The sequence below is a fragment of the Microbispora sp. NPDC049125 genome, assembly GCF_040802045.1.
In the GTDB taxonomy this organism is placed as follows: domain Bacteria; phylum Actinomycetota; class Actinomycetes; order Streptosporangiales; family Streptosporangiaceae; genus Microbispora.
On sequence record NZ_JBEZDW010000004.1, the window covers coordinates 262343 to 286396 of the forward strand.

The following is a 24054-nucleotide window of genomic DNA, read 5'->3' on the forward strand; positions in this document are numbered from 1 at the left end:
CGCACGTGCGGACGTCCGGCCGGCGTCAGGAGCTCGTGAGGATGACCAGTCGCTGGGTGGCCCGGGTCATCGCGACGTAGCGGTCGACCGCTCCTTCGATGCCGTCGCCGAACGCCTCGGGGTCGACGAGGACGACCAGGTCGAACTCGAGCCCCTTCGCCAGCTCGGGGGTCAGCGACCGGACGCGGGCCGTCGTCTGGAACGTGGGGTCGCCGATGACACAGGCGATGCCGTCGTCGTTCGCCGCGGCCCAGGCGTCGAGAATCGAGGTCAGCTCCGAAACGGATCCGTGCGTGACGGGAACGCCGCTGCCGCGGATGGAGGTCGGCACGTTGGCGTCTGGCAGCACGGCCCGGATGACCGGCTCGGCTTCCGCCATGATCTCTTCCGGCGTCCGGTAGTTGATGCTCAGGGAGGCCAGGTTGATGTGGTCGAACCCGACCCGCTCAAGCCGCTCCTGCCATGACTCGGTGAAGCCGTGCCTGGCCTGGGCGCGGTCCCCGACGATGGTGAAGCTCCTGGACGGGCAGCGCAGCAGCAGCATCTGCCACTCCGCGTCGGTGAGCTCCTGAGCCTCGTCGACGACGATGTGCGCGAAGGGGCCGGCGAGCCGGTCCGGGTCGCCGCCGAGCAGCTCGGTCTCGTCGACCAGGGCGCCCTGCAAGTCCTCGCCGCGGAGCATCCACATCACGAGCATCTCGGAGTCGTCGGCCTCGATGAGATCGTCGACCACCCTGTCCATGTGCTCGCGTTGGGCGGCGACGGCCGCATCCTGCCGGCGCCTGCGTCGTGACGCCTCCGGGTCGCCGAGCCGCTGCCGTGCCGCGTCCAGGAGCGGCAGGTCGGACACCGTCCAGGCCTGGACGTCCGCGCGCTGCAGCTTCCGCACCTCGTCCCGGCTGAGCCAGGGCGCGCACAACCGCAGGTAGGCGGGCACCGACCACAGGTCGCCGACGAGGTCTGTCGCCTCGATCAGGGGCCAGGCGCGGTTGAACGTCGTGAGCAGGTCCCTGTCGCGCAGCAGCGACCTGCGGAGCAGGCCGGCCGGCGCGTCGCCGTCGTACTTGTCCACCAGGATCGTGAGCAGTGCCTGCCAGATCCGGTCACGCGCCTCGTTGTGCGGAGTGCCGGGTTCGGCGGCTTCGAACGCCTCGGCCCAATCGTCGGCGCTCAGCCGGATGTCGGACCAGGGGGTCGTGACGGTCATCCCCTCGGCAGGAGGGTTCTCGTAGAATCTGACGGCCGGCTCGATCGCCTTCACCATGTCGGCGGACGACTTCAGGCGGGCCACCTCCGGGTCGGCCTCGACCCCCGCGGCGGCTCCCTCGGGTACGAGGTCCCGCAGGGTGCAGGTCTGCACACCCTCCTCCCCGAGACTGGGCAGGACGTCGGCGACGTAGGCCAGATAGGGCTGGTGCGGCCCGACGAACAGCACACCGCCCCGGCGGTGACCGAGACGAGGATCGGAGTAGAGGAGATAGGCGGAGCGGTGCAGAGCGACGACGGTCTTCCCGGTTCCCGGACCGCCGTCGACGACGAGAGCGCCGCGGGATCCGGCGCGGATGACGGCGTCCTGGTCGGCCTGGATGGTGCTGAGCACATCCCGCATCCGGGGCGACCGGCTGGCGCCCAGGCTGGCGATGAAGGCGGACTGGTCGTCGAGCGCGGCGTGTCCTTCGATACCGTCCGCGGTGAACACCTCGTCCCAGTAGTCGCTGATCCGGCCGCGGGTCCAGCGATACCTGCGGCGGCTGGCCAGACCCATCGGGCTGGCGTGGGTCGCGCCGAAGAACGGCGCGGCCGCGGGGGAGCGCCAGTCGAGCAGCAGGCGGCGGCCCGCGCTGTCCGTGAGCCCGAGCCGCCCGACGTACACGGGCTCGGGGTCGTCGGCGCCGACCATGCGTCCGAGGCACAGGTCCAGACCGAAGCGGCGCAGTACGCGCAGCCGGGCGGTCAGCCGGTGGACTTCCAGGTCCCGGTCCAACGCCTGCCGGCCCGCGCCGCCGGGCGCCTTGAGCTCGGCGGCAAGGCGGTCGGACAGGTCGGCGATCGACTGCGCGAGGCTTTCCGCGATGGCCGTGAACTGCCGCTCGTCACCGGCGATCAGCGCCGGGTCGGCCTTGCGGGCGAGGCGGTCGGGCAGGTCGAACGCGCTGGTGGTCAAGGGGTTCATCAAGCTCCGATCTGAGGTCGCCGACGGCCATCGCGCGCGGCTGGGCGTTCGACGTCCACGCTCGCCTCGTGCACCGGCAGCGACACACGCCCTTCGGATCCCCGTTTCCGCAGGCTATGGCCTCGGCTGACGATTGTGCGGCACGACCCGGGTCTTGCCGCAAGCCCCCCGGTGCGCTATAGGTTGATAGTGGCGGGGAGTCGATAGTCCCCTTCGCCCTCACTGTCGGCCGTGGAGCCGCCGCACGTGAGAAGACCCCGTTGATCCGCCGTGACGCCGGTGTGATTTGCTCATGCCCCGTGAGCACTCGTCCGGCGGAAAGGGGCTCGACCGTGGGGACCGCGACAGTCAACGGGATCACCGTCGCCTACGACGACGAGGGGGCGGGAGAGCCGATCGTGCTCGTCCACGGCCACCCGTTCGATCGTTCGATGTGGAGGCCGCAGGTTCGCGAGCTGTCCGGCGCCGGATGGCGCGTCATCACCGCGGACCTGCGCGGATACGGCGAGAGCAGCGTGGTCCCCGGCGTCACCCCGCTGGAGACGTTCGCCCGCGACATCGCCGCCCTGCTCGACCGTCTGCGGATCGGCCAGGTGGTGCTGGGCGGCCTGTCCATGGGCGGCCAGATCGTCATGGAGTTCCAGCGGCTGTTCCCCGAGCGGGTGCGGGCGCTGCTGCTCGCGGACACCTTCGCCCAGGCCGAGACCGATGAGGGCAAGAAGGCGCGTAACGCCATGGCCGACCGGCTGCTCGCCGAGGGCATGGACGGCTACGCCAATGAGGTGCTGACCAAGATGGTGGCTCCCAAGAACGTGCGCGCGATGCCCGACGTGGCCGACCACGTGCTGGGCATGATGCGCGGGGCGCCGCCGGAGGGCGCGGCGGCCGCGTTGCGCGGCCGCGCGGAGCGCCCCGACTACCGCGACACGCTCGCGCGCGTCGCCGTGCCCGCGCTGGTCGTCGTGGGCAGGGACGACGAGTACACGCCGGTCGAGGACGCCGAGCTCATGCATCGGCTCATCCCACGCTCGACGCTGACGGTCGTCGACGGCGCCGCCCACATGCCGAACCTGGAGCGCCCGGCGGAGTTCAACCGGGCGCTGCTCGACTTCCTCGCCACCCTCGGCTGAGCGGGGCTCCCGCGCTCCCTGACGTCAGCCGTCGAAGCCGCCGGCGAGACGCTCTCCGTCCTGGGAACGACGAGGGCTCTGGACGCCATGCGTGCCCGGGGACGCCCGGTCCTCGACGACGCCGGAGGGTTCAGCGTCGGCGCGGCCACTCCGCCTCCGGCCCGCCCGGCCCCCGGAGATAGGCGAGAACGGCGAGGACGCGGCGGTGGTCGTCGCCGGCGGGAGGCAGGTCGAGCTTGGCGAGGATCCCGGCGATGTGCTTGGCCACCGCCGCCTCGGTGACCACGAGCACGCGGGCGATGGCGGCGTTGGAGCGGCCCTCCGCGACCAGGCCGAGCACCTCCCGCTCGCGCGGGGTCAGCCGGGACAGCGGTCCGCGGCGGAGGCTGAGCAGCTGCCGCACCACCTCCGGGTCCACGACCGTGTGCCCCCCGGCGACCCGCTCGACCGCGTCGACGAACTCCCGCACGTCGCCGATCCGGTCTTTCAGCAGGTAGCCGATCCCCGCGCCGCCGTCCGAGTCGAGCAGCTCGGCCGCGTAGGTCTGCTCGACGTACTGGCTGAGCATCAGTACGGCGAGCCCTGGGTGGGAGGCGCGCAGCGTGAGCGCGGCGCGCAGCCCCTCGTCGGTGAAGCCGGGCGGCATGCGCACGTCGGCGACGACGATGTCGGGTTCGTGCTCGGACACGGCGGCGATCAGCGCCTCGCCGTCGCCGACCGAGGCGACGACCTTGTGGCCGAAGCGGTCGAGGAGCCCGGCGAGCCCCTCGCGGAGCAACACGCCGTCTTCGGCGAGGGCTATCCGGAGACGGGGCACGGGATCTCCACACGCAGCGAGGTCGGCCCGCCGGGCGGGCTGGACAGGGTCATCACGCCGTCCGTCACGGCGACCCGGTCGGCGAGCCCGGCCAGCCCGGACCCGGCCGCCGGGTCGGCGCCTCCCACCCCGTCGTCGCCGACCTCCAGCACCAGCGCGCCGTCCCGGAGCCGGCCGTGCACGAAACCGCGCCGCGCCCGGCTGTGCTTGGCCATGTTCGCCATCGCCTCCGACACGACGTAGTAGGCGGTCACCTCGATCGACGACGGTAACCGGCCGGGCAGCGAGACGTCGACATCCACCGGGACGGGAGACCGGCCCGCCACATCGCGTACGGCGGCGCCGAGCCCCCGGTCGGTGAGCACCTGGGGATGAACGCCCCGGCTCAGCTCGCGCAGCTCGGCCAGGGCGCGTTTGGCCTCCTCGTGCGCCTCGGCGATCTGCGCCATGGCGGGCGACCCCGGCGGCAGGTCGAGCTGGGCCAGGCCGAGCTTCATGCTGAGGGACACCAGCCGCTGCTGGGCGCCGTCGTGCAGGTCGCGCTCGATCCGGCGGCGTTCGGCCTCGAACGCGTCGACCAGCCGGGCTCGGGACCGGATGATCTCCGCGTCGCCCGGCGCGAGGACGGCCCGTGCGATCAACGCCCGGGTGCCCGCCCACGCGGCCATCAGGTAGGCGGACAGCGGGAGCAGCAGCAGCCCGGCGGCGAACAGGGGCAGGCCCTCCACCGGGGTCATTCCCGGCTGGAACGGGCCTGAAATCAACAGCAGCGGCAGCCAGATCGCCGTTGAGACCACCCCCAGGTCCATCAGCCACATCACCGTCACCGCGACGACCGTGAACCCCAGCTCCCGCCAGGTCGCCTGCTCGCGCAGGCGGGTGGCGAGCCAGGCCCGCGGACCCGGTCGCGGCGGTTTCAGGTGCGGGTCGCCCGCGGGCGCGCGGTCCACCAGCCGGAGCCGCCACCGCTCGAACGCCGCGGCCGGCGTGGCGAGCACGGCCATGGCGAGCAGCGCGGCCACGGTCGCGACCCCGACCCCGTACGCGTAGGCCGCGTAGATCGTCACGCACGCGGCCACCGCGTGGACCGTGCTGCACAGCAGGTAAGCCAGGGAACGCCAGGGCCATGATGAGCGGAGGAACGCCGACGGCCTTCGGGTCATCGCCGCCAAGGCGGTACGGACGAGCACCCCCCGACGTTAGCCGGTCCGGGTGCGCGGGCGCGGTAGTGCTGGGACTACCTCGATCTCTCGCCCCTGCGCCAATGCGCCGGCACGGCACAGACGGCTTTGCTGGACCGCATGCACCCGACAGAAAGCGCAGGCGGCCGAGGCCGCGCGCCCCAGGAAGAGACCGGCATGGATCACGAGGAGACCGTACGGCTGCAGATGGTGCGCCGGCTGTACGGCAGGGCCGGCCACACGGTGAAGGCCCTCGACGGGGTGACGGCGAGCTTCCACGCGGGCACGCTGACGGCGATCATGGGGCCGTCGGGGTCGGGCAAGTCCACCCTGCTGCACTGCGCGGCGGGCCTGGACCGGCCGACCGACGGCGTGGTCGTCATCGACGGCACCGACCTCGGCTCGCTGAACGAGAACGGCCTGACCCTGCTGCGCCGCCGGCGGGTGGGGTTCGTCTTCCAGGCGTTCAACCTGGTGTCCGCGCTCACCGCCGAGCAGAACGTGGCGCTGCCGCTGCGCCTGGCCGGCCGCGCGGCCCCGCCCAGCCTGGTCCGGGCGGCGCTCGCGGAGGTGGGCCTCGCGGACCGGGCGGGGCATCGGCCCAGCTCCCTGTCCGGCGGCGAGCAGCAGCGCGTGGCCATCGCGAGGGCCCTGATCACCAGGCCCGCCGTGGTGTTCGCCGACGAGCCGACCGGCCAGCTCGACACCAGGGTGTCGCACCAGATCCTCGGCATGCTGCGGGGGCTGGTCGACGACCACGGGCAAACGATGATCATGGTGACGCACGACCCGGTGACGGCCTCCTACGCCGACCGGGTGCTCTTCCTCGCCGACGGACGCGTGGTGGACGAGTACCCCGGCGACAAATACACCGGCACCGTCACCGCCGAGCTCGTCGCCGCCCGGATGGCCGTCCTGGAGGCCGCGCCATGCTGACCTTCGCGACATTGCGGGAGCGGTGGCCCTCCTTCGCCGGGGGGTTCGTCGTGCTTTTCCTCGGCATGGCGATGGTGTCGATGAGCGTCCTGGCTCTGGCCTCGGCCGGGCCGAGGGTGCCCGACCGGCTCGCGGGGACGCCCGTGTTCGTCTCGGTGCCGATGACCGCGCGTGCCGACGGCGACTTCGCCCCGGACCGCCCTTGGTCGCCGGAGACGGTCACGTCGCTGCGGGAACGGCTGGGAGCCATCCCGGGGGTGGCGCATGCCGTACCGGATCGGACGTTCTACGCGCAGCCGGTCATCGGGGGCAGGCCGGTGGCGGGCGACCGGGGGTACGCGTGGTCGGCGGCCATGCTGGCGCCGTACAGGCTGACGGCGGGCACCGCGCCGCGGGAGGGCGAGGCGGCGCTGGACCGGTCGCTGGGGCTCGCGCCGGGGGCGCGGGTGTCCGTGCTGACCGTGCACGGGCCGGTGACGTACACGGTGTCCGGCACGGTGAACGGGCCGGGGGTGTATCTGAACGACGCGGAGGCGGCCCGCATCTCGTCGGGAGTGCGCGCGATCGGCCTGGTCACCGAGCCAGGGGCGGACATCGCCGCGGTCGCCGGGGCCGCACGGGCGGCGGCCGGCGCGACCGGTGTGGTGCGCACCGGGGACGGGCGCAGCGTCCTGGAGACGCGGGAGCACGAACGGACCCGCTGGATCGGCATGCAGGTCCTCACCGCCATGGCCGTGCTGTCCGCGTTCGTGTCGATCCTGGTGGCAGGCTCGACGTTCGCGCTCGGAGTAGCGCAGCGGCGCCGCGAGTTCGGCCTCCTGCGCGCCGTCGGCGCGACGCCGCGTCAGGTGCGGCGGATGGTGTACGGCGAGGCGCTGGTGGTCGGTGTCATCGCGACGGCGGGAGGGGTGGCGGCCGGCGCGGCGCTCGGTCCCGTGCTGGGGGACGTGCTGATCACGGCCGGGTTCGAGCCGCCGGGCTTCGCGGTGCGGTTGTCGCCGCCGCCGCTCGCGGGCTCGTTCGCGATGGGTGTGCTCGTCACGCTGGCGGGTGTCTGGTCGGCGTCCCGGCGGGCCGCGCGGGTGAGCCCGCTGGAGGCGCTGCGCGAGGCCGAGGTGGACGACCGTCCGATGCCGCGCGTGCGGTGGCTCGCCGGGGCGGCGTGCTGCCTGCTGGGTCTGGCGGCAGCGGCCGGCGCGGGAGGCTCGGACGGCTCGGACGCATTCGTGACGTCGGGCCTGGTCGCGGCGATGGGGGTGATCGCGGGGCTGGCGCTGCTGTCTCCCGCGGTCGTGCCGCCGGTGGCGCGGCTGGTGTCGTGGCCGCTCGCCCGGGGCCGCGGTGCGACCGGGATGCTCGTCCGGGAGAACGCGCTGACCGCCGTCCGCCGCACCGCGGCCACGGCCACGCCGGTGCTGGTCACGGTGGGATGCGCGGTGCTGATCACGGGGATGGTGCAGACGACCGCCGCGGCGTTCGCGCAGGTGCGCGCCACCACGATCCGGGCGGACGCGGTCATCATGCCGGACGGCACGCCGGGGCTGACGGACGCGGTGGCGTCGGCGGCAGGTGCGCAGGCGTCCCTGTTCACCGGCCTGTTCGAGCCGGACGGCGGCGCGCTGAGCGCCATCGGCGCCACCCCGGAGCTGCTGGCGCGGGCGGGTGACGTCCAGGTGGTGTCCGGCACGCTCGACGCGCTACGGAGCGAGGACCGGGTGCTCGTGGCCGACTGGCTGGCCGACAAACGCGGGCTGCGGCCGGGCTCCACGCTGCCGGTGTCGTTCGAGGACGGCACCTCGGCGTCGCTGACGGTGGCCGGCGTGGTCCGGGAGGCGGACGCCGATGTGATGCTCTCCCGGCGACTGCTCAGGGCGCACGACCCGGTGGCCCTCGCCGATGAGGCGTACGTCGCGGGCACTCCCGCGCCGCCCGGCCCGGGGGCGCGCGTGGTGGACATCCCCACCTACTCGGCGGAGGCGGACGCCCAGGAGGACCGGCTGGTGTGGATCGCCACCGTATTGCTGGTCGTGGTGTCCACGGCCTACGCGGGTGTGGCGATCGTGAACACGATGGTGATGTCGGCGGCCGGGCGCGTCCGTGACCTCGCGGTGCTGCGCCTGTCCGGCGCGACGGGCCGGCAGGTGCTCGGGGCCGTGGCCGCCGAGTCGGCGCTCGTGGTGCTGCTCGGCACCGGGCTGGGGCTCGTGGTGGCGTTGCCCGCGCTGCTGGGCATGCGACGGGCCTTCGCCACGGCCATGCGCGCCGACGTCCCCCTCGTGGTGCCGTGGCCTCTCATCCTCGGGGTGATCGCCGTCTGCCTGGCCCTCGCCGCCGGCGCCGCCGTGCTCGCCGCACGCCCCGCCGTACGGGGTGCGGCGAGGAGCTGACCGCGCCAGTCGTCCGGCCGCGTCCGCGACTACGAAGGCGGGGTCCGGTCGGGGCCGCAGGCGGCCGCCCGCGTGAGGAACACGGCACGCTCCCGGTCGTTGCGGGTCAGCGACGCGGCCCGCTCGAACTCCCGCCGTGCCTCCTCATGCCGGCCGAGCCGGGCCAGCAGATCACCCCGTACGGCGGGAAGCTGGGGGTAGGCGGCCAGCGCCCGCTCCGACGCCACCGCCTCGACGACCCGCAGGCCTTCGGCCGGGCCCGATGCCATCCCCACCGCGACCGCCCGGTTCAGCTCAACGACGGGGGACGGCCACACGTGGGCGAGCACCCGGTAGAGCGCCGCGATCCGCGGCCAGTCGGTGTCGCCGGGGGTGAGCGCGCGGGCGTGGCACGCCGCGATCGCCGCCTGCAGGACGTACGGCCCGACCGGTCCGCCGATCGCCTCGGCCCGGTCGAGCGCCTCCAGCCCTCGCCGGATGAGCAGCCGGTCCCACAACCTGCGGTCCTGGTCGGCGAGCAGCACGGGCTCGTCCGAGGAGCCGGCCCTGGCAGGCAGCCGGGACGCCTGGATCTCCATGAGCGCGGCCAGGCCGTGCACCTCCGATTCCCGGGACAGCAGGCCCGCCAGGATCCGGCCCAGGCGCAACGCCTCCTCACACAGCTCCGGCCGGGTCCAGGCGCCTCCAGAGGTCGCCGAGTAGCCCTCGTTGAAGATGAGGTAGACGACTTCGAGCACCGACGCCAGCCGTGCGGACATGTCGGACGGGGCAGGCATCTCGAACCGCACTCCATGCTTGGCCAGCGTGCGCTTGGCCCGGACGATCCGCTGCGCCACGGTCGGCTCGGCGACCAGGAACGCCCGCGCGATCTCCTCGGTCGTCAGCCCGCCCAGCATGCGGAGCGTGAGGGCGGCCCGCGCCTCGGCCGGCAGCACCGGGTGGCACGCCGTGAAGATGAGGCGCAGCAGGTCGTCGCGGATGTTGTCGTCGAGCCGGTCGTCCAGATCCGGCCCGCCCGCCGCCTGCTCGATCTCCGCCGTACGGCCCAGCTCCTGGAGTTTGCGCTCGAACCGGGTGCGGCGGCGGAGCAGGTCGATCGCCCGGTGCTTGGCGGTGGCCATCAGCCAGGCGCCCGGGTTCTGGGGGACGCCCGCCTGGGGCCACTGCTCCAGCGCGACGATCATGGCGTCCTGCGCCAGCTCCTCGGCGAGACCGATGTCGCCGACCAGCCGGGCGAGGCCCGCGATGAGCCTGGCCGACTCGATCCGCCACACGGCCTCTATCGCGAGATGGGTGGCGCGACGAGGATCGGCCTCGGTCATGTCCACCGATGTTACATCGCCGTGTTGCGCCGGAGGTCGACCTGGAGGAGGTGCCGATCGCCCGCACCTACCCGCTGGAGCAGGTGCGGGACGCGATCCGCGAGCTGGAACGGGGGCACACCCACGGCAAGCTCGTGCTCCGGCCCTAGCGAAGCCGGGAACTCGGAAAGCCGGGAAGCCGCATGTCCGACGAGGGTCAGGCGGGCGGCGCGAAGTCCTCCGGGCCGAACACGCGCAGGACGTCCGCCTCACCCTGCCAGCCCTCCCACAGGTCCTGGTGCAACCGCATGAAGCGGGAGGTCCACTCGACCGCCTCCTCCCTCGACCGCACCTGATACAGGGCGTAGCTGATCATCTCCTTGGCCTCGGTGAACGGCCCGTCGGTGACGCTGAGGCCCTCCTTGGACAGCTCGACCCGGGCTCCCGACGCGCTGGGGGCCAGCCCGGCGTTGTCGAGCAGCGCGCCGGCGCTCGTGGCCTCCATCCCGAGAGCCATGATCGCCTCCATCAGCTCGGCCGGAGGGGGCGTGGCGGGCTGGTCGGCCCTGAGCAGCACCAAATAACGCATGTTGTCTTCTCCTCGTTTCGTGGTTCTTCTTTGTGTCACGCCTCGGGGCCGAGGTGCGACTCGGCCCCGGGAGATCTATCGACCGGCCACTCGCCCGTACAGATGCGCGGCAACGGCGGCGAGCCAGGCGCAGGACAGGACGACCGCGGCGGTGAAGGCCAGCAGGGCGGGGGTGCCTCCGGATCCCGAGGCCATCGCCAGGAAGCAGGCGGCGAAGACCACGCCGGTCACGCGGGACAGGCGGGCCCACCCTCGCCGGCCCTCCGCGGAGAAGCGCGCGGCGATCACCAGGCACGCCGCGACCAGGCAGGTGAACCCGACACCACCGGAGGCGAAGTGCAGCAGACCGTGCCAGCTCACCGGCCCGGGGCCCTCCGGAGTGCCCACGGGGAAGCCGAGCCCCGGGTCGGCCCGGAAGGCGCCGGCGGCGACCAGGCTCACGCCGTACGCCGCGACGAGCCGGGGCGCCCACGTGCCGCCGCGGCCGGGGCGCAGGGACCGGCGCAGCCCGGCGGCGAACGCGATGATCATCAGTCCGGTCACCACCAGGGTCGTGATGTGGATCCAGCCGAGGTCGCCGTTGCTGAGCATGCTCCACGCGTGCCGGGTGAGGTCGAATCCGTCCCGGGTCATGGCCTCGGTGAGCGAGACCAGGACGTAGGCGGGCCCCGCGATTACGCCGTATCCGAGGAGGCTCTTGGTGACCCTCGTCGCCGGGTCGCAGGCCCCGTCCCGGGAACCCGCGCCGGCCACCGCGAACGTCTGCTCCGTCATGTTCACTCCTTCGAGCCGGGGCCCCCGGTCGTCGGCGGCCCTCTGACTACGCCTCGAACGAGGTGAAGCGAATTCGACACACCGGCTCGGATTCTTTTTCGATTTTTCCGGGCCGGCGGTCGGCGACTCGTGGATGAGCTGTGTGGCACATAGTACTGTGTGGCACATGGTGAGCGGCGACGCGTACGACAAGCTCGAACTCGAGTTGCGGCGTGGCGTCGTCGTCCTCGCCGCGCTGTCCCAGCTGCACACCGCGCGCTACGGCTACGAGCTGCGTCAATCGCTGTCCGAGAGCGGCATGCCGATCGAGGAGGGGACCCTCTATCCCTTGCTCCGGCGGCTGGAGTCCCAAGGCGTGCTGACCAGTGAATGGCGCACCGACGGCGGCCCCCCGCGCCGCTACTACGTGCTCAGCGCCGACGGCCGCGAGCTGTGCAAGCGGCTGACGGCCGCCTGGCGCGGCCTCAACGGCACCATGGATCTTCTCCTGAAAGGCGGAGAGCGCCATGACCCCTGACGATCTCATCCGGAGCTACGTGGACGACGTGGCCCGCCTGCTGCCGCGCGGGCAGCGGCGCGATGTCGCGTTCGAGCTGCGCACGCTCCTGGCGGACGAGCTCGCGGCCAAGGCCGCGGAGACGGGCCGCCCGGCCGACGAGGAGATGGCTCGTGAACTGGTGCTCGCCTTCGGCCGTCCGGCCGATGCCGCCGCCCGGTTTCACCCGGTCCTGACTATCGTCGACCCGGCGGACTCCCGCAGGTTCCTCCGCCTGACCTTGATCGGCATGGCTCTTATCTGGCTGCTCGGCCTGATGGACACCGTGCTGCGGCACCCGGTCGCCTCGGCCTCCGACCTGCCCGGTGTGCTCGGGATCTTGTGGACCGGCGCCGGCGTGGGGGCCCTGTGGTGGCCGGGGCTGCTCGTGGTCTGCTTCGCCGCCGGAGCCTGGCTCCGCCGCAACCGGCCGGAGCGGGCCGCGTGGAAACCTCGGCGCACGGACCGCGACCGGATCAGCCGCTTCGGCTACCTCGCCGCGGTCGCCGCCGCCGTCTGCGGCCTGCTCGTGCTGTTCAACCCCGCGACGCTGCTCGACTACTTCTACGGCGGCCGCGCCGCCCCAGGGGCGTACCAGGCGCTCGCCCTGGACGAGGACTTCCTCCGCCACCGCGCACCCTGGCTGGTGGCGGTGATGACCCTGCATCTCGGGCTCTACGCCGTTCTGGTCGTGCGCGGGCGCCGGCAGCCGCTGACACGGCGGATCGACATCGGCCTGACCCTTGTGATGTGCGGCGTCCTCACCTGGCTCCTGCCCGGCGGCGACATCTTCGCGGCTGAGCCCACCGACCAGACCGTGAAAGGCGTGATCGTGCTGATCGTCGTCGGCTCCCTGGCCGACGCGGCCCTCAAAGCACGCCGCGAACTGCGCCGCGCCGCCTACCTCCCCGCCGCCTGAGCCGGCCTACCTCCGCGCAGCACCATGCCGCGCCCGTACGAAAGCACGCACGAGCGTATGGACGGAGCAGGCCGCCGCGGCGTTCGCGCAGGTGCGCGCCACCACGATCCGGGCGGACGCGGTCATCATGCCGGACGGCACGCCGGGGCTGACGGACGCGGCGGCGTCGGCGGCAGGTGCGGAGTCGTCCCTGTTCACCGGCCTGTTCGAGCCGGACGGCGGCGCGCTGAGCGCCATCGGCACCACCCCGGAGCTGCTGGCGCGGGCGGGTGACGTCCAGGTGGTGTCCGGCTCGCTCGACGCGCTACGGAGCAAGGACCGGGTGCTCGGGACCGTGGCCGCCGAGTCGGCGCTCGTGGTGCCGCTCGGCACCGGGCTGGGGCTCGTGGTGGCGTTGCCCGCGCTGCTGGGCATGCGACGGGCCTTCGCCACGGCCATGCGCGCCGACGTCCCCCTCGTGGTGCCGTGGCCTCTCATCCTCGGGGTGATCGCCGTCTGCCTGGCCCTCGCCGCCGGCGCGGCCGTGCTCGCCGCACGCCCCGCCGTACGGGGTGCGGCGAGGAGCTGACGCCCTCGCGACGGGGATCGGCCTCCGCCGTGTCCGCCGACCTTACTGTCGCCGTTGTGCGCCCGACGTCAACCTGGAGTGGGTCTCATGGAGTGTCAGGGGTGGTTTCACCGACGAGAGGAGACCGGGTGGACGCGGATTTCGTGAACTTCGTGCGGCACCGGGGAGACCACCATCTGAGAACGGCGGTCCTGCTGACAGGGGATTGGCATACGGCCGAGGACCTGATGCAGGCCTGTCTCGGCAAGTTGTACCGGGTGTGGCCTCGGCTGGACACCACCAGTGAGCCCGACGCGTACCTGCGCCGCATTCTGGTCAACACCTACCGATCCTGGTGGCGTGCCCGATGGCGCCGGGAGATCCCGCGCGCCGACCTGCCCGATGTGCCCGGCCCCGGTGACATGGGCGAGGCCGGCGCGGTGGCCGAGGACGTCCGCAAGGCGCTCGGGAAGCTACCGGTCAGGCAGCGGACCGCTCTGGTGCTGCGCTTCTTCGACGACCTGCCGGAGACGGAGGTCGCCGATCTCATGGGCTGCTCGGTGGGGACGGTGAAGACCCACACGCATCGCGGTCTGCGGGCGATGCGCGGCCTGATCCCGCCCGACACCGTGGTCAACCGAGCCGAGCCGACAGGGAGTGGAGTCCAGTGAGACACCGACACGAGGAGCCGTTCATGAACGAGAAGGAAGTGCGCGCACTGCTCAGCAGGGCCACCGAGGATCGGCCGCCGGGCCTCGATCTCATGGCCGCCGTTCCGGCCATGCCCGCCATGCGGGCGAGGAGGGAGCGCAGGCGGAGCCGGGCCCTGGTCTCGATCGCCTCGCTGGGCGTGACGGCCGCGGCGAGTGTGATCGTCCTGGGCCTGCCCCTGGGCCAGCCGTCGGCCCAGGCCCAGGTGGCGGCCGCGGTGGACAACACCAGCCAGGAGAGCTACAAAATCCACGAAACCGACGGCGCCAAGACGTTCGAAGGGGCCGTCGATCCCGTCCGGCGTGTAGGCGTCATCACGGAGGCCGGAGGAGCGTCGGAAACCCGGCTCGTCGGCGACCAGATGTACACCAAGAGGCAGGGCGAGGCCAAATGGACGGTCTACCCCCGTGCGGAGGTGGAGCTGGCGGACGCGCCGGTGGCCGTCGCCGTGGTCAAGCTCGCCGCGCTGGACCCTCAGCGGACCCTGGAGCGACTGCGTTCCGCCACAGACGTCAACGAGGAAGGCTCGGCATCCGGCGAGGGCTGGACCGGCAAGCGGTTCACGTTCTCGCTGGCCGACACGGGCGACGTCAAGTGGCGTGGGGACACGTCACCGGCCATCACGGGAGCCGTGGACGTGGACGACCAGGGTCGCGTCCGGCGGCTGGAGGTCGACTTCAGCGACGGCGGCCAGCGTAACGTCACCGACTTCGGTGATTTCGGCACCCCGGTCACGGTCACCGCACCGCCCGCGGGCGAGGTGCATGACCCGGCAACCGACAAGACGGACGCCGCCCCGGACGGCAAGCCGACCGGCAAGCCGACCGGCAAGCCGACCGGCAGGGCGGGTGACGGCAAGACGGCCGACAAGCCGGCCGCCACTGCTGAGCCGGGCGACAAGCCGACCGCCTGAAACCGCTGATCAGCCGTCACGCACCATGGCCGTGTGCCTGGGCCGGAGCCCGCAGTCGCTCCAGCCCGGGCGCACGGCCATCGCCGTTGAGGCCGGCGGTGTGAGCCACGGACGCCGGGGCATGGGCTGTTCCCTCTCGACGAGTCCTGACTTGAGGAGTCCGGTCAGGCAAGGCACGCGCCGCCGCGCTGTCGCCCGTGTTCGTACGCTTGGAGCACCGCCACCTCTGGTTCCTTCACGTGCATGTCAGATGTGCGCCTATGGGAGGGAATTCACCGGTTTGTAACACATGAGCGGATCCGCTGTCACCTCCCTGGAGTTTCAGCACGTGAGGGGTGCGTTATCCAAGCGTTATCTAACCGGGAGCGCTCCCACGGTTGTGGGAACGGGCTTTGCGGCCGTTAAATGCGGCAAGTCACTTGAATCCCGACTTGCCCCGAAATCTGCGCTGCGTCCGGACGCGACGCAGGATGAACCACCCCCATAGCATCACCGACGTCCGTCCCGGGCGGGGTGAGCAGGCACGAGGACCCGACGCGGAAGCCAACGCCCCGTCCCACGGTCCACGGCCTTCACGATGACCGCATGGCAGGAGCCGCTGAATGAGCACGGGAGTTTGGCTGATGGGCGCGCGGGGCTCCGTCGCGGTCACCGCCGTCACGGGAGCGCTGGCCGTCCGGGCCGGCCTCGCCGGGACGACGGGCTGCGTGACCGAGCTCCCCCCACTGCGCGACGCCGGGCTGCCCGCCCTCTCCGAGCTGGTGTTCGGCGGGCACGACATCGCCCCGACCCCGCTGGTGAAGAAGGCCGAGGCGCTCGCCGACGCCGGAGTCGTGCCCGCCTCGCTGGTGCGGGCACTGCACGACGAGCTCGCCGACGCCGATCGCGAGATACGGCCGCTGCCCTCGGCCAGGACCCAGGCGGAGACCGCCGACCTGATCGCCGCCGACATCGAGGCGTTCCGGGAACGGCACCACCTGACGCGGCTGGTGGTCGTCAACGTCGCCACCACCGAGACGGCCCCGCCGCCCCATCCGGCGCATGCCGACCCCGGCATGCTGGAGGCGGCGCTCGGCGGCGACGAGGCGGTGCTGCCGCCCAGCTCACTCGCGGCCTACGCGGCGTTCCTGGCCGGATGCGCGTTCGTCGACTTCACCCCCTCGACCGGCGCCCGCCTGCCCGCCCTGGACCGGCTCGCCGCCCGTCACGGGGTGCCGTACGCGGGCCACGACGGCAAGACCGGCGAGACGCTGATCAAGTCGGTGCTGGCGCCCATGTTCGCCGTACGGAACCTCCGGGTACGGACCTGGTCGGGGACGAACCTGCTGGGCGGCGGCGACGGCGCCAGCCTCGCCGAGCCCGGCCCGAACGCGGCGAAGACCGCAAGCAAGCAGCGGGTGCTCGCGGAGACCCTCGGCTACGTGCCGCAGGGCGACACCCGCATCGACTACCTGGAGGACGCGGGCGACTTCAAGACCGCGTGGGACCTGGTGACGTTCGAGGGCTTCCTGGGCCGCCAGATGCGGATGGACTTCACCTGGCACGGATGCGACTCCGCCCTTGCCGCGCCCCTCGTGCTCGATCTGGCGCGGCTGGCCACGGCCGCGCAGGACGCGGGCAGGACCGGCGCGCTCCACGAGCTGGCCTTCTTCTTCAAGGATCCGCTGGGCCGCGTCCCGCACGGGCTGGCCGACCAGTGGACGATGCTGTGCGACTTCGTGGCCGGGCTCGGGGAGCGCGGCTGATGGCAGACCGGGACCGCGCCACGGGCGTGCGGTCGCGCCGGTGGCCGGCGCTGCGCGACGTCGTGCGCCTCGTCCGGGCCCCCGCCGCGCTGTCGGTGCCCGGGGACGTCGTCGCCGGCGCGGCCGCCGCGGGCACGCTCGGCCGCCGCACACCCGGCCTCGCCTGCGCCTCCGTCTGCCTCTACTGGGCCGGAATGGCGGCCAACGACTGGGCCGACCGCCGGATCGACGCCGTCGAACGGCCGGAGCGGCCGATTCCCTCGGGCAGGGTGAAGCCGGGGGAGGCGCTGGCCATCGCGCTGGGGCTGACCGCCGCCGGGATGGCGGTGGCCCGCCTGACCGCAGGACCCCGCGCGGGCGCGACCGCGGCGGCGCTCGCGGCCGCCGTCTGGGCATACGACGTGGCCGCGAAGGACACACCGGCCGGACCGGCCGTGATGGGCCTGTGCCGGGCGTTGGACGTGCTGCTCGGCGCGGCCGGCGGCGCCCCCGCCCCCGCGCTGCCCACCGCGTTCACGGTCGGGGCGCACACGTGGCTGCTCACGCTGCTGTCGCGGCGCGAGGTGTCCGGCGCGGGAACGGCTCTCCCGCTCGGGACGCTGTCCGGGACCCTCGCCCTCGCCGCCGCCGTGGGTGCCGGGCCGACCGGCGACGGGGCCGAGCGCGCGGTGCAGCCGGCGCTCGCCGCCTGGTACGCGGCCCGGTTCGGTCTCGCCCAGGCTCGCGCCGCCCGCGACCCCTCGCCGGGGAACGTCCGGGCGGCCGTGGGCACCGGCATCGTCGTGCTCCCCGCATTGCAGGGGGCGCTGGCGGCCAGGTCGGGCGCCGTGCGCGCGGGCCTCGCCGTCGCCGCCGCCGCGCCGCTCGGCAGGGTCCTGGCCCGGAAGGTGTCACCGACGTGAGCGGTCTCAGGTTCGGGTACGGGACCAACGGGTTCGCCAACCACCGGCTCGGCGACGCGCTGGAGGTCATCGCGGCACTCGGCTACCGAGGGGTCGCCCTCACCCTCGACCACGACCACCTTGATCCGTACGCGCCGGGGCTCGCCCGCCGCGTCGCCGTCGTCGGCGAACGGCTGCGGGAGCTCGGCCTCGGGGTCGTGGTCGAGACCGGCGCCCGCTACCTGCTGGACCCCTGGCACAAGCACGCGCCGACGCTGCTCCACGACGAGCGCGAGCGGCGGATCGACTTCCTGCGCCGCGCCGCGGCGATCGGCGCCGACCTCGGCGCCGAGGCCGTGTCGTTCTGGGCGGGGGTACGGCCCTCCGCCGTGCCGGAGGACGTCGCCTGGGACCGGCTGGTCGACGGCTGCGCGCGGGTGCTCGACGGGGCGGCGGTGCCGCTGGGGTTCGAGCCAGAACCGGGCATGCTGGTCGAGACGATCGCGGGCTGGCGGCGCCTGTACGACGCGCTCGGCCGCCCGCCGGGCTTCGGCGTCACCCTCGACATCGGCCACTGCCGCTGCCTGGAGCCGGAGCCGGTCGCCGCCTGTGTCGAAGCCGTCGCCGAGCACCTGGTCAACGTGCAGATCGACGACATGCGGCGGGGAGTGCACGAGCACCTCGAGTTCGGCGAGGGGGAGATCGACTTTCCACCTGTGCTGCGCGCTTTGACTGCTGCCGGCTACACAGGGCTGGTCGCGGTGGAGCTGCCCCGCCACTCCCACGCCGCGCCCGACGTCGCCGCCCGTTCGATCGGCTTCCTCCGCAGGGCCGCGTCGGCGGCGGCCGGCCCGGACCCGGACTCGGTGGATACGGCAGGCGGGGCTGAGCGGCTCGCGGCCGCTGCGAAGGGGGGCCGATGATGGACGCCGACACGCTGCTCGCCGCCCTCGGTCACGACTGGGTGGTGGAGGCCCGCGCGGAAGTCGCGCGGCGGCCCGACGCGATAGTGCGTCACTTCGCCGCGGCACGGCGCCGGATCGGGCGCGCGCCGCTGCCCGGGGCGCCCGGCTGGGCCGCCGACGAGGCCGCCCGCGCCGTCCTACTGGCCGCGCTGCCGCCGGCGGAGCTTCCCGCCCTGCTGGAGACCCTGTACGAGCACGGCAGCGCCGAGGAGAAGCACGCCATCCTGCGCGCCCTGCCGCTGCTGCCTCTCGGCGGGGAGGCTGTGCCGCTCCTGCGGGACGCGGTGCGCACCAACGACCCCCGGCTGGTCACGGCGGCCCTGGGCCCGTACGCGCGGCACCTCGACCAGGCGGCCTGGCGGCAGGCCGTGCTCAAGTGCGTGTTCATGGGCGTGCCCCTCGCCGGGATCGACGACCTCGACGGGCGGGCGGACGCCGAACTGACCGGCATGCTGGCCGGCCTCGCCGAGGAGCGGACCGCGGCGGGCAGGACGATGCCGTCCGACGCGGTCGACCTGCTCCGGCGCCTCACCCGCCCTCGGGACCCCGGGGCCGCGGGACCGGACGGGAACGGCGCCGTCGGCGCAGCAGGCGGACCCGGCATCGTAGGCAGGGAGGCCTGATGCGCATCTTCGACCCGCACATCCACATGACGTCGCGGACGACGGACGACTACCAGCGGATGGCGGACGCCGGGGTCGTCGCCGTGGTGGAGCCCGCCTTCTGGCTGGGCCAGCCGCGCACCAACCCGGGATCGTTCGCCGACTACTTCGACTCGCTGCTCGGCTGGGAGCCGTACCGGGCCGGGTTGTTCGGCATACGCCACCACGCCACGATCGCGCTCAACCCGAAGGAGGCGAACGATCCCCGCTGCCGCCCGGTGCTCGACCTGCTTCCCCGCTACCTCGACAAGGACGGCGTCGTCGCCGTCGGTGAGATCGGCTACGACTCCATGACACCGGAGGAGGACGACGCCTTCACCCGCCAGCTCGCCCTCGCCGTCGAGTACGACCTGCCCGCCCTCGTGCACACCCCCCACCGCGACAAGGCCCGGGGGACCCAGCGGACGCTCGACGTGGTGGCCGAGTCCGGCATCGCGCCGGGGCGGGTCCTGGTCGACCACCTGAACGAGCTCACCGTGGACATCGTCAAGGAGTCGGGCTGCTGGATGGGCTTCTCCATCTACCCGGAGACCAAGATGTCACCGCCGCGGATGGTGGAGATCCTGCTGCGGCACGGGCCGGAGCGGATGCTGGTCAACTCCGCCGCCGACTGGGGGCATTCCGATCCGCTGCTGACCGTGGAGACCGCCCGCGCCATGCTGGACGCCGGGTTCACCGAGGACGACGTCGACCGGGTCCTGTGGCGCAACCCCGTCGAGTTCTACGGCCAGTCGGGGCGGCTCGACCTGTCCGACATCACGGAGGTCGAGCCGGCCTTCGAGGGCAGCTCGATCCGGCGGGGCGGTTCCTGATGCGGCTGCGCGCCCCCGGCGGCCGGACCCTGCACCTGAGCTACTGCACCAACGTCCACCCCGCCGAGGACCTGCCCGGCATCACGGCGCAGCTCGACGAGTTCGCCGTGCCCATCCGGGAGCGGCTCGGTTCGCCCGTGCTGGGGCTGGGGTTGTGGCTGGCCGCGCCGGTGGCCGCAGGTCTCGCCGCCGACCCGGACGCCCGCCGCAGGCTGCGCCGGGAGCTGGACGCCCGGGGCCTGGAGGTCGTGACCCTCAACGGCTTCCCCTACCGATCCTTCCAGCGGCCGGTCGTCAAACACGCCGTCTACCACCCGGACTGGACGACCGCGGAGCGGCTGACGTACACGCTCGACCTGGCCCGGGTGCTGGCCGACCTGCTGCCCGGCGACGCCGCGCGCGGCTCGATCTCCACCCTGCCGCTCGCGTGGCGGCATCCCTGGGACGCCGGCATGGCGGACCAGGCCGCCCGCCGCCTCGACGAGCTCGCCAAGGGACTGGCCGGGGTCGAGGAGGCCACCGGCAGGAGGATCGAGGTCGCCTTCGAGCCGGAGCCCGGCTGCGTCGTGGAGACGTCGGGGCAGGCCGCCGCCCGGCTGGCGGGCATGGACACCGACCGGCTCGGCGTCTGCCTCGACCTGGCCCATCTGGCCTGCTCCTGGGAAAGCCCGGCGGACGCGCTGCGCACTCTGCGCGAGGCGGGCCTGCCGGTGGTGAAGGTGCAGGTGTCCGCGGCCCTGGAGACCGCGGAACCCGAGGCGCTGCGGGAATACGCCGAGCCGCGCTTCCTCCACCAGACCCGCAACCCGGACGGCGGAACCGCCGACGACCTGGACGAGGCGCTCGGCACGGCCCTGCCCGGCCCCTGGCGGGTGCACTACCATGTGCCGCTGCACATGCGGCCGGAGCCGCCCCTCTCCTCGACCACGCCGGTGCTGCGGGAGGCCCTCGCCCTGCTGGTCGGGAGCGGCGCCTGCGACCACTACGACGTGGAGACCTACACCTGGGGTGTGCTGCCCCCCGAGCACCGCCCAAGCACCTCCGCCGACCTCGCGGCGGGAATAGCGGCGGAGCTCGCCTTCGCCCGTGACGAGCTACGCCACCTGGGAGTGACGCCGTGACCGCTCATCTCGTCCTCGACGTCGTCGGGCTCACGCCCCGGCTGCTTCGGCACATGCCCCGCCTGCGGGCGATCGCCGACGTGGGTTTCCAGGCGGAGCTCGGCACCGTCCTGCCCGCCGTGACGTGCTCGGTCCAGTCGACGTTCCTGACCGGTGCGCCGCCGTCCGAGCACGGCGTCGTCGGCAACGGCTGGTACTTCAGGGACCTGGGCGAGGTGCTGCTGTGGCGCCAGCACAACGCGCTGGTCGGCGGGGAGAAGCTCTGGGACGCCGCCCGCCGCGAGCGCCCCGGGTTCACCGTCGCCAACGTCTGCTGGTGGTACGCGATGGGGGCCGACGTCGACTGGACCGTCACCCCCCGGCCCATCTACCACGCGGACGGGCGCAAGGACCCCGACTGCTACACCGACCCGCCCGAGCTGCACGACGAGCTGACGTCACGGCTGGGCGAGTTCCCGCTGTTCACCTACTGGGGCCCGGGGGCGGGCATCGCGTCGTCGGCCTGGATCTGCGCCGCCACCCAGCACATCATGACGACGCACCGGCCTGACCTGACCCTGGCGTACGTGCCGCACCTCGACTACGACCTGCAGCGGTACGGCGCCTCGGACCCCCGCTCGGCCGCGGCCGCCGCGAAGCTGGACGGCGTGCTCGCGCCGCTCCTCGACACCGCCCGGGAGCTGGGGACGACGGTGACCGTGCTGTCGGAGTACGGCATCACGGACGTGTCCCGCCCCGTCGACGTCAACCGGACGCTGCGGGCCGAGGGGCTGCTGCGCGTCCACACCCAGGCGGGCATGGAGTACCTCGATCCGTGGACCTCCCGCGCCTTCGCCGTGGCCGACCACCAGGTGGCCCACGTCTACGTGCGCGACCCCGCCGACATCGCCGCCGTGGCGAAGGTGTGCGCGGCCCTCCCGGGCGTGGCGGAGGTCCTCGACGCGGAGGGCAAGGCGGCCCACGGCCTCGATCACCCCCGGTCGGGAGAGCTGGTGCTGCTGGCCGACCCCGATGCGTGGTTCACCTACTACTACTGGCTCGACGACGAGCGGGCGCCCGACTTCGCCCGCGCGGTGGAGATCCACCGCAAGCCGGGCTATGACCCCGCCGAGCTGTTCTTCGACCCCGCGGACCCGTCGGCGGCCAAGCGGCGGGCGGCGGTCGCGCTTGTCCGCAAGAAGGCCGGCATGCGCTACCTCATGAGCGTCGTCGGCCTGGACGCCGGCGCCCGCGCCGTACGCGGATCGCACGGCCTGCTGCCGCGCGACCCCGAGGACGGCCCGGTGCTGCTGTGCTCGGACCCGGCCCTGGCCCGCGACCGCATCGCCGCGACCGAGGTGAAGGACTTCCTCCTCGCCGCGATGCGGACCGACGCCGGCCAGGCCACCCCCTGATCGGGCCGGCCGCTGTTGAGCCGAGCCCGCTGGGTGGTTTCCGGGTCTGACCGGACGCCGAGCCGCCGTGCGCGTGGGTGTGGAGGAGCGAGGCGGGGAGGGGGCCAGCGTTCAGCTGCCGGGGGCCCGCTTCTGCGGGTGGATCGTCTCCCCACGGGCGAGCATCTCAACGAGCTGGGTGATGCGGCGGGCTCGGGTCTCGGCGCGTTTGGCGTTCGCGATCCGGTAGAGGACGGCGTAGCGGTTTTGGGAGGTCAGGGTGTCGAACATATCTCTTGCCTGGGGTTTTGCGGCCAATGCGGCGGCCAGGTCGGACGGCACCTCGATGGCGGCCTGCCCCGCATAGGCCGCCTCCCACCGGCCGTCGGCCTTGGCGCGTTCGACCTCGATCATTCCGGCCGGCTGCATCCGGCCCTCGCTGATCAGACGGGTGACGATGGAAACGTTCCGCGCCGACCAGGGACTTCGCCTCCCGCGGGGGGTGAAGCGCCGGCAATAGGTGATCTCATCCCGCCGTCGTAGCTGGCCATCGATCCAGCCATGGCACAGGGCTTCATCGAGCGCCTGGTCATAGGTCAGGCTGGTGGGTTCGGTCGTGTTCTGTTTGGCGAGGACCAGCCACACTCCTGCGGGGCTGTCGCGGTGCTCGCCAAGCCACTCCCGCCAGGCCCGGACATCGGGAACGGTCAGTTCCGGCAGTTCGCCGCTCATCGTCAGGTACCACCAAAGATCATCGTCTGGCACGGCACGGTGCTCAACACACGGGTGTTCTCACAGAACGTCATTGTCTCGGAAAGGTATTTCGGCTGCCGATGGGCAGCGTGAACCGGCATTCGGCCCACGCTGCCCCAACGGGTCGGCCGGAGTGGCCATCGAAGGTGGGTCGTCAACGCTCACCCCGCAGTGCGGTTCGTCCGGTGCGAGCCCGGGACAGGGGGCGGCCGGAAGTGGCGCCGGATCGGTCAGCGGTGGAGCCGGCCGATCATGTCCTTCGCCACGTCGGCCACCGCGGCCACCGGACGGATGACGCCCGCCACCTTTACCAGGTCTTGCCGGCCTGCTCCCGGATCGTGTGGTTGATCCGGTTGAAGAAGTTGGTGATTGCGATGTTCAGGATGATCGCGGACATCTGGTTCTCGTCGAAGTGGGTGGCGGCAGCGTCCCAGATCTCGTCGGTCACGCCCGGCGCGCCGTCCTGGATCCGGGTGGCGGCCTCGGTCAGCGCGAGCGCTGCCCGCTCCTCCTCGGTGAAGAACGGGGTCTCACGCCAGGTGACCACGCTGTGCAGCCGCTCCTCGGTCTCTCCATACTTCTTCGCCGACTGGACGCCGGCGAACACACACGGGCTGCAGCCGTTGATCTGGCTGGCCCGCAGATGGACCAGCTCGAGCACGAGCGGGTCGACACCACCGGCGTGAATCGCCTTGTGGAGATGCTGGATCGCGGTGATCACGTCGGGGTTCGCCACGCTCTTCATGCGTGCTTCCATGGGTCCTGCCCCTCTTCGGTTACGTGCGGCCATCCGGGCCTGTCATCGAAGGCGCCTTGGCGGAGGTCGCCT

24 protein-coding genes are annotated in these 24054 nt (G+C 72.9%); 16 read left to right on the forward strand and 8 right to left on the reverse strand.

What is annotated here, in order from left to right:
* Positions 1-25: 25 nt before the first annotated feature.
* The gene (gene helR / locus AB0B72_RS07085) at positions 26-2173 is read right to left on the reverse strand and encodes an RNA polymerase recycling motor ATPase HelR (RefSeq protein WP_367737464.1); all 2148 of its coding nucleotides are present in this window, start codon (positions 2171-2173) and stop codon (positions 26-28) included.
* A 332-nt stretch (positions 2174-2505) separates the two neighbouring features.
* Here helR and AB0B72_RS07090 point away from each other — a divergent pair, with 332 nt between their 5' ends.
* On the forward strand, positions 2506-3303 hold the full coding sequence (locus AB0B72_RS07090) for an alpha/beta fold hydrolase (protein WP_367737466.1): 798 nt from the start codon (positions 2506-2508) through the stop codon (positions 3301-3303).
* 130 nt (positions 3304-3433) lie between these two features.
* On the opposite strand, the gene AB0B72_RS07095 is transcribed toward AB0B72_RS07090, so the two are convergent.
* Positions 3434-4120, reverse strand: coding sequence for a response regulator (locus AB0B72_RS07095; RefSeq protein WP_367737467.1), 687 nt, complete (start codon positions 4118-4120; stop codon positions 3434-3436).
* Positions 4102-5310: a sensor histidine kinase gene (locus tag AB0B72_RS07100; protein ID WP_367737469.1), complete on the reverse strand. Its 1209-nt coding sequence runs from the start codon at positions 5308-5310 to the stop codon at positions 4102-4104. Before AB0B72_RS07100 ends, AB0B72_RS07095 begins: the two co-directional genes overlap by 19 nt.
* Before the next feature lie 168 nt (positions 5311-5478).
* Here AB0B72_RS07100 and AB0B72_RS07105 point away from each other — a divergent pair, with 168 nt between their 5' ends.
* Positions 5479-6237, forward strand: coding sequence for an ABC transporter ATP-binding protein (locus tag AB0B72_RS07105; RefSeq protein WP_367737470.1), 759 nt, complete (start codon positions 5479-5481; stop codon positions 6235-6237).
* Entirely contained in the window at positions 6231-8624 is a 2394-nt protein-coding gene (locus tag AB0B72_RS07110) for an ABC transporter permease (RefSeq protein ID WP_367737471.1), read from the forward strand. Before AB0B72_RS07105 ends, AB0B72_RS07110 begins: the two co-directional genes overlap by 7 nt.
* Before the next feature lie 29 nt (positions 8625-8653).
* Here AB0B72_RS07110 and AB0B72_RS07115 read toward each other — a convergent pair whose 3' ends face one another.
* The gene (locus tag AB0B72_RS07115; RefSeq protein ID WP_367737472.1) at positions 8654-9946 is read right to left on the reverse strand and encodes an RNA polymerase sigma factor; all 1293 of its coding nucleotides are present in this window, start codon (positions 9944-9946) and stop codon (positions 8654-8656) included.
* 8 nt (positions 9947-9954) lie between these two features.
* Between AB0B72_RS07115 and AB0B72_RS07120 the strand changes: the two genes are divergently transcribed.
* Positions 9955-10095 (forward strand): zinc-binding dehydrogenase, encoded by a 141-nt coding sequence (locus AB0B72_RS07120; RefSeq protein WP_367737473.1) that lies wholly within the window; start codon positions 9955-9957, stop codon positions 10093-10095.
* 47 nt (positions 10096-10142) lie between these two features.
* Here the strand turns inward: AB0B72_RS07120 and AB0B72_RS07125 are convergent, their stop codons facing one another.
* Complete coding sequence (locus AB0B72_RS07125) at positions 10143-10514, reverse strand: YciI family protein (RefSeq protein ID WP_367737474.1); 372 nt, start codon at positions 10512-10514, stop codon at positions 10143-10145.
* A gap of 75 nt (positions 10515-10589) precedes the next feature.
* The gene (locus tag AB0B72_RS07130; RefSeq protein ID WP_367737476.1) at positions 10590-11288 is read right to left on the reverse strand and encodes a DUF998 domain-containing protein; all 699 of its coding nucleotides are present in this window, start codon (positions 11286-11288) and stop codon (positions 10590-10592) included.
* A gap of 166 nt (positions 11289-11454) precedes the next feature.
* Between AB0B72_RS07130 and AB0B72_RS07135 the strand changes: the two genes are divergently transcribed.
* The 12 genes from AB0B72_RS07135 to AB0B72_RS07190 all read left to right on the forward strand — a co-directional run bounded on the left by AB0B72_RS07135 (position 11455) and on the right by AB0B72_RS07190 (position 22493).
* Positions 11455-11805 carry a PadR family transcriptional regulator gene (locus tag AB0B72_RS07135; RefSeq protein WP_367737478.1) on the forward strand — a complete coding sequence of 117 codons (351 nt, stop codon included), beginning with the start codon at positions 11455-11457 and terminating at the stop codon, positions 11803-11805.
* Positions 11795-12742 carry a hypothetical protein gene (locus tag AB0B72_RS07140; protein WP_367737480.1) on the forward strand — a complete coding sequence of 316 codons (948 nt, stop codon included), beginning with the start codon at positions 11795-11797 and terminating at the stop codon, positions 12740-12742. Before AB0B72_RS07135 ends, AB0B72_RS07140 begins: the two co-directional genes overlap by 11 nt.
* A 91-nt stretch (positions 12743-12833) precedes the next feature.
* Complete coding sequence (locus tag AB0B72_RS07145) at positions 12834-13310, forward strand: hypothetical protein (RefSeq protein WP_367737482.1); 477 nt, start codon at positions 12834-12836, stop codon at positions 13308-13310.
* Positions 13311-13438: 128 nt separating this feature from the next.
* Positions 13439-13960, forward strand: a complete 522-nt coding sequence (locus AB0B72_RS07150) for a SigE family RNA polymerase sigma factor (protein WP_367737484.1) — start codon at positions 13439-13441, stop codon at positions 13958-13960.
* 23 nt (positions 13961-13983) lie between these two features.
* Entirely contained in the window at positions 13984-14913 is a 930-nt protein-coding gene (locus AB0B72_RS07155) for a hypothetical protein (RefSeq protein WP_367737486.1), read from the forward strand.
* 602 nt (positions 14914-15515) lie between these two features.
* On the forward strand, positions 15516-16658 hold the full coding sequence (locus AB0B72_RS07160; protein WP_367737487.1) for an inositol-3-phosphate synthase: 1143 nt from the start codon (positions 15516-15518) through the stop codon (positions 16656-16658).
* A complete protein-coding gene (locus AB0B72_RS07165) occupies positions 16658-17560 on the forward strand; it encodes an SCO3242 family prenyltransferase (protein ID WP_367737488.1) in 903 nt (300 codons plus the stop codon). Before AB0B72_RS07160 ends, AB0B72_RS07165 begins: the two co-directional genes overlap by 1 nt.
* Positions 17557-18462 carry a sugar phosphate isomerase/epimerase family protein gene (locus tag AB0B72_RS07170; protein WP_367737489.1) on the forward strand — a complete coding sequence of 302 codons (906 nt, stop codon included), beginning with the start codon at positions 17557-17559 and terminating at the stop codon, positions 18460-18462. Before AB0B72_RS07165 ends, AB0B72_RS07170 begins: the two co-directional genes overlap by 4 nt.
* Positions 18459-19127: an EboA domain-containing protein gene (locus AB0B72_RS07175; protein WP_367737490.1), complete on the forward strand. Its 669-nt coding sequence runs from the start codon at positions 18459-18461 to the stop codon at positions 19125-19127. Before AB0B72_RS07170 ends, AB0B72_RS07175 begins: the two co-directional genes overlap by 4 nt.
* Positions 19127-19978 (forward strand): TatD family hydrolase, encoded by an 852-nt coding sequence (locus AB0B72_RS07180; RefSeq protein WP_367737492.1) that lies wholly within the window; start codon positions 19127-19129, stop codon positions 19976-19978. Before AB0B72_RS07175 ends, AB0B72_RS07180 begins: the two co-directional genes overlap by 1 nt.
* Complete coding sequence (gene eboE, locus AB0B72_RS07185) at positions 19978-21099, forward strand: metabolite traffic protein EboE (RefSeq protein WP_367737493.1); 1122 nt, start codon at positions 19978-19980, stop codon at positions 21097-21099. The genes AB0B72_RS07180 and eboE overlap by 1 nt, the downstream gene beginning before the upstream one ends.
* Positions 21100-21152: 53 nt before the next feature.
* Complete coding sequence (locus AB0B72_RS07190) at positions 21153-22493, forward strand: alkaline phosphatase family protein (protein ID WP_367737622.1); 1341 nt, start codon at positions 21153-21155, stop codon at positions 22491-22493.
* A 111-nt stretch (positions 22494-22604) separates the two neighbouring features.
* Here AB0B72_RS07190 and AB0B72_RS07195 read toward each other — a convergent pair whose 3' ends face one another.
* Together AB0B72_RS07195 and AB0B72_RS07200 are read right to left on the reverse strand one after the other, a co-directional pair.
* Positions 22605-23204: a YdeI family protein gene (locus AB0B72_RS07195; RefSeq protein ID WP_367737495.1), complete on the reverse strand. Its 600-nt coding sequence runs from the start codon at positions 23202-23204 to the stop codon at positions 22605-22607.
* Positions 23205-23532: 328 nt separating this feature from the next.
* A complete protein-coding gene (locus tag AB0B72_RS07200; protein ID WP_367737497.1) occupies positions 23533-23970 on the reverse strand; it encodes a carboxymuconolactone decarboxylase family protein in 438 nt (145 codons plus the stop codon).
* Positions 23971-24054: the final 84 nt, after the last annotated feature.

Coding starts and splice junctions, on each gene's coding strand:
- eboE (WP_367737493.1), top strand. CDS start 19,978: ATGCGGCTGCGCGCCCCCGGCGGCCGGACCCTGCACCTGAGCTACTGC.
- AB0B72_RS07130 (WP_367737476.1), bottom strand. CDS start 11,288: ATGACGGAGCAGACGTTCGCGGTGGCCGGCGCGGGTTCCCGGGACGGG.
- AB0B72_RS07140 (WP_367737480.1), top strand. CDS start 11,795: ATGACCCCTGACGATCTCATCCGGAGCTACGTGGACGACGTGGCCCGC.
- AB0B72_RS07135 (WP_367737478.1), top strand. CDS start 11,455: ATGGTGAGCGGCGACGCGTACGACAAGCTCGAACTCGAGTTGCGGCGT.
- AB0B72_RS07115 (WP_367737472.1), bottom strand. CDS start 9,946: ATGACCGAGGCCGATCCTCGTCGCGCCACCCATCTCGCGATAGAGGCC.
- AB0B72_RS07180 (WP_367737492.1), top strand. CDS start 19,127: ATGCGCATCTTCGACCCGCACATCCACATGACGTCGCGGACGACGGAC.
- AB0B72_RS07160 (WP_367737487.1), top strand. CDS start 15,516: ATGAGCACGGGAGTTTGGCTGATGGGCGCGCGGGGCTCCGTCGCGGTC.
- AB0B72_RS07175 (WP_367737490.1), top strand. CDS start 18,459: ATGATGGACGCCGACACGCTGCTCGCCGCCCTCGGTCACGACTGGGTG.
- AB0B72_RS07190 (WP_367737622.1), top strand. CDS start 21,153: ATGCCCCGCCTGCGGGCGATCGCCGACGTGGGTTTCCAGGCGGAGCTC.
- AB0B72_RS07110 (WP_367737471.1), top strand. CDS start 6,231: ATGCTGACCTTCGCGACATTGCGGGAGCGGTGGCCCTCCTTCGCCGGG.
- AB0B72_RS07105 (WP_367737470.1), top strand. CDS start 5,479: ATGGATCACGAGGAGACCGTACGGCTGCAGATGGTGCGCCGGCTGTAC.
- AB0B72_RS07195 (WP_367737495.1), bottom strand. CDS start 23,204: ATGAGCGGCGAACTGCCGGAACTGACCGTTCCCGATGTCCGGGCCTGG.
- AB0B72_RS07200 (WP_367737497.1), bottom strand. CDS start 23,970: ATGAAGAGCGTGGCGAACCCCGACGTGATCACCGCGATCCAGCATCTC.
- AB0B72_RS07155 (WP_367737486.1), top strand. CDS start 13,984: ATGAACGAGAAGGAAGTGCGCGCACTGCTCAGCAGGGCCACCGAGGAT.
- AB0B72_RS07125 (WP_367737474.1), bottom strand. CDS start 10,514: ATGCGTTATTTGGTGCTGCTCAGGGCCGACCAGCCCGCCACGCCCCCT.
- AB0B72_RS07120 (WP_367737473.1), top strand. CDS start 9,955: ATGTTACATCGCCGTGTTGCGCCGGAGGTCGACCTGGAGGAGGTGCCG.
- AB0B72_RS07165 (WP_367737488.1), top strand. CDS start 16,658: ATGGCAGACCGGGACCGCGCCACGGGCGTGCGGTCGCGCCGGTGGCCG.
- helR (WP_367737464.1), bottom strand. CDS start 2,173: ATGAACCCCTTGACCACCAGCGCGTTCGACCTGCCCGACCGCCTCGCC.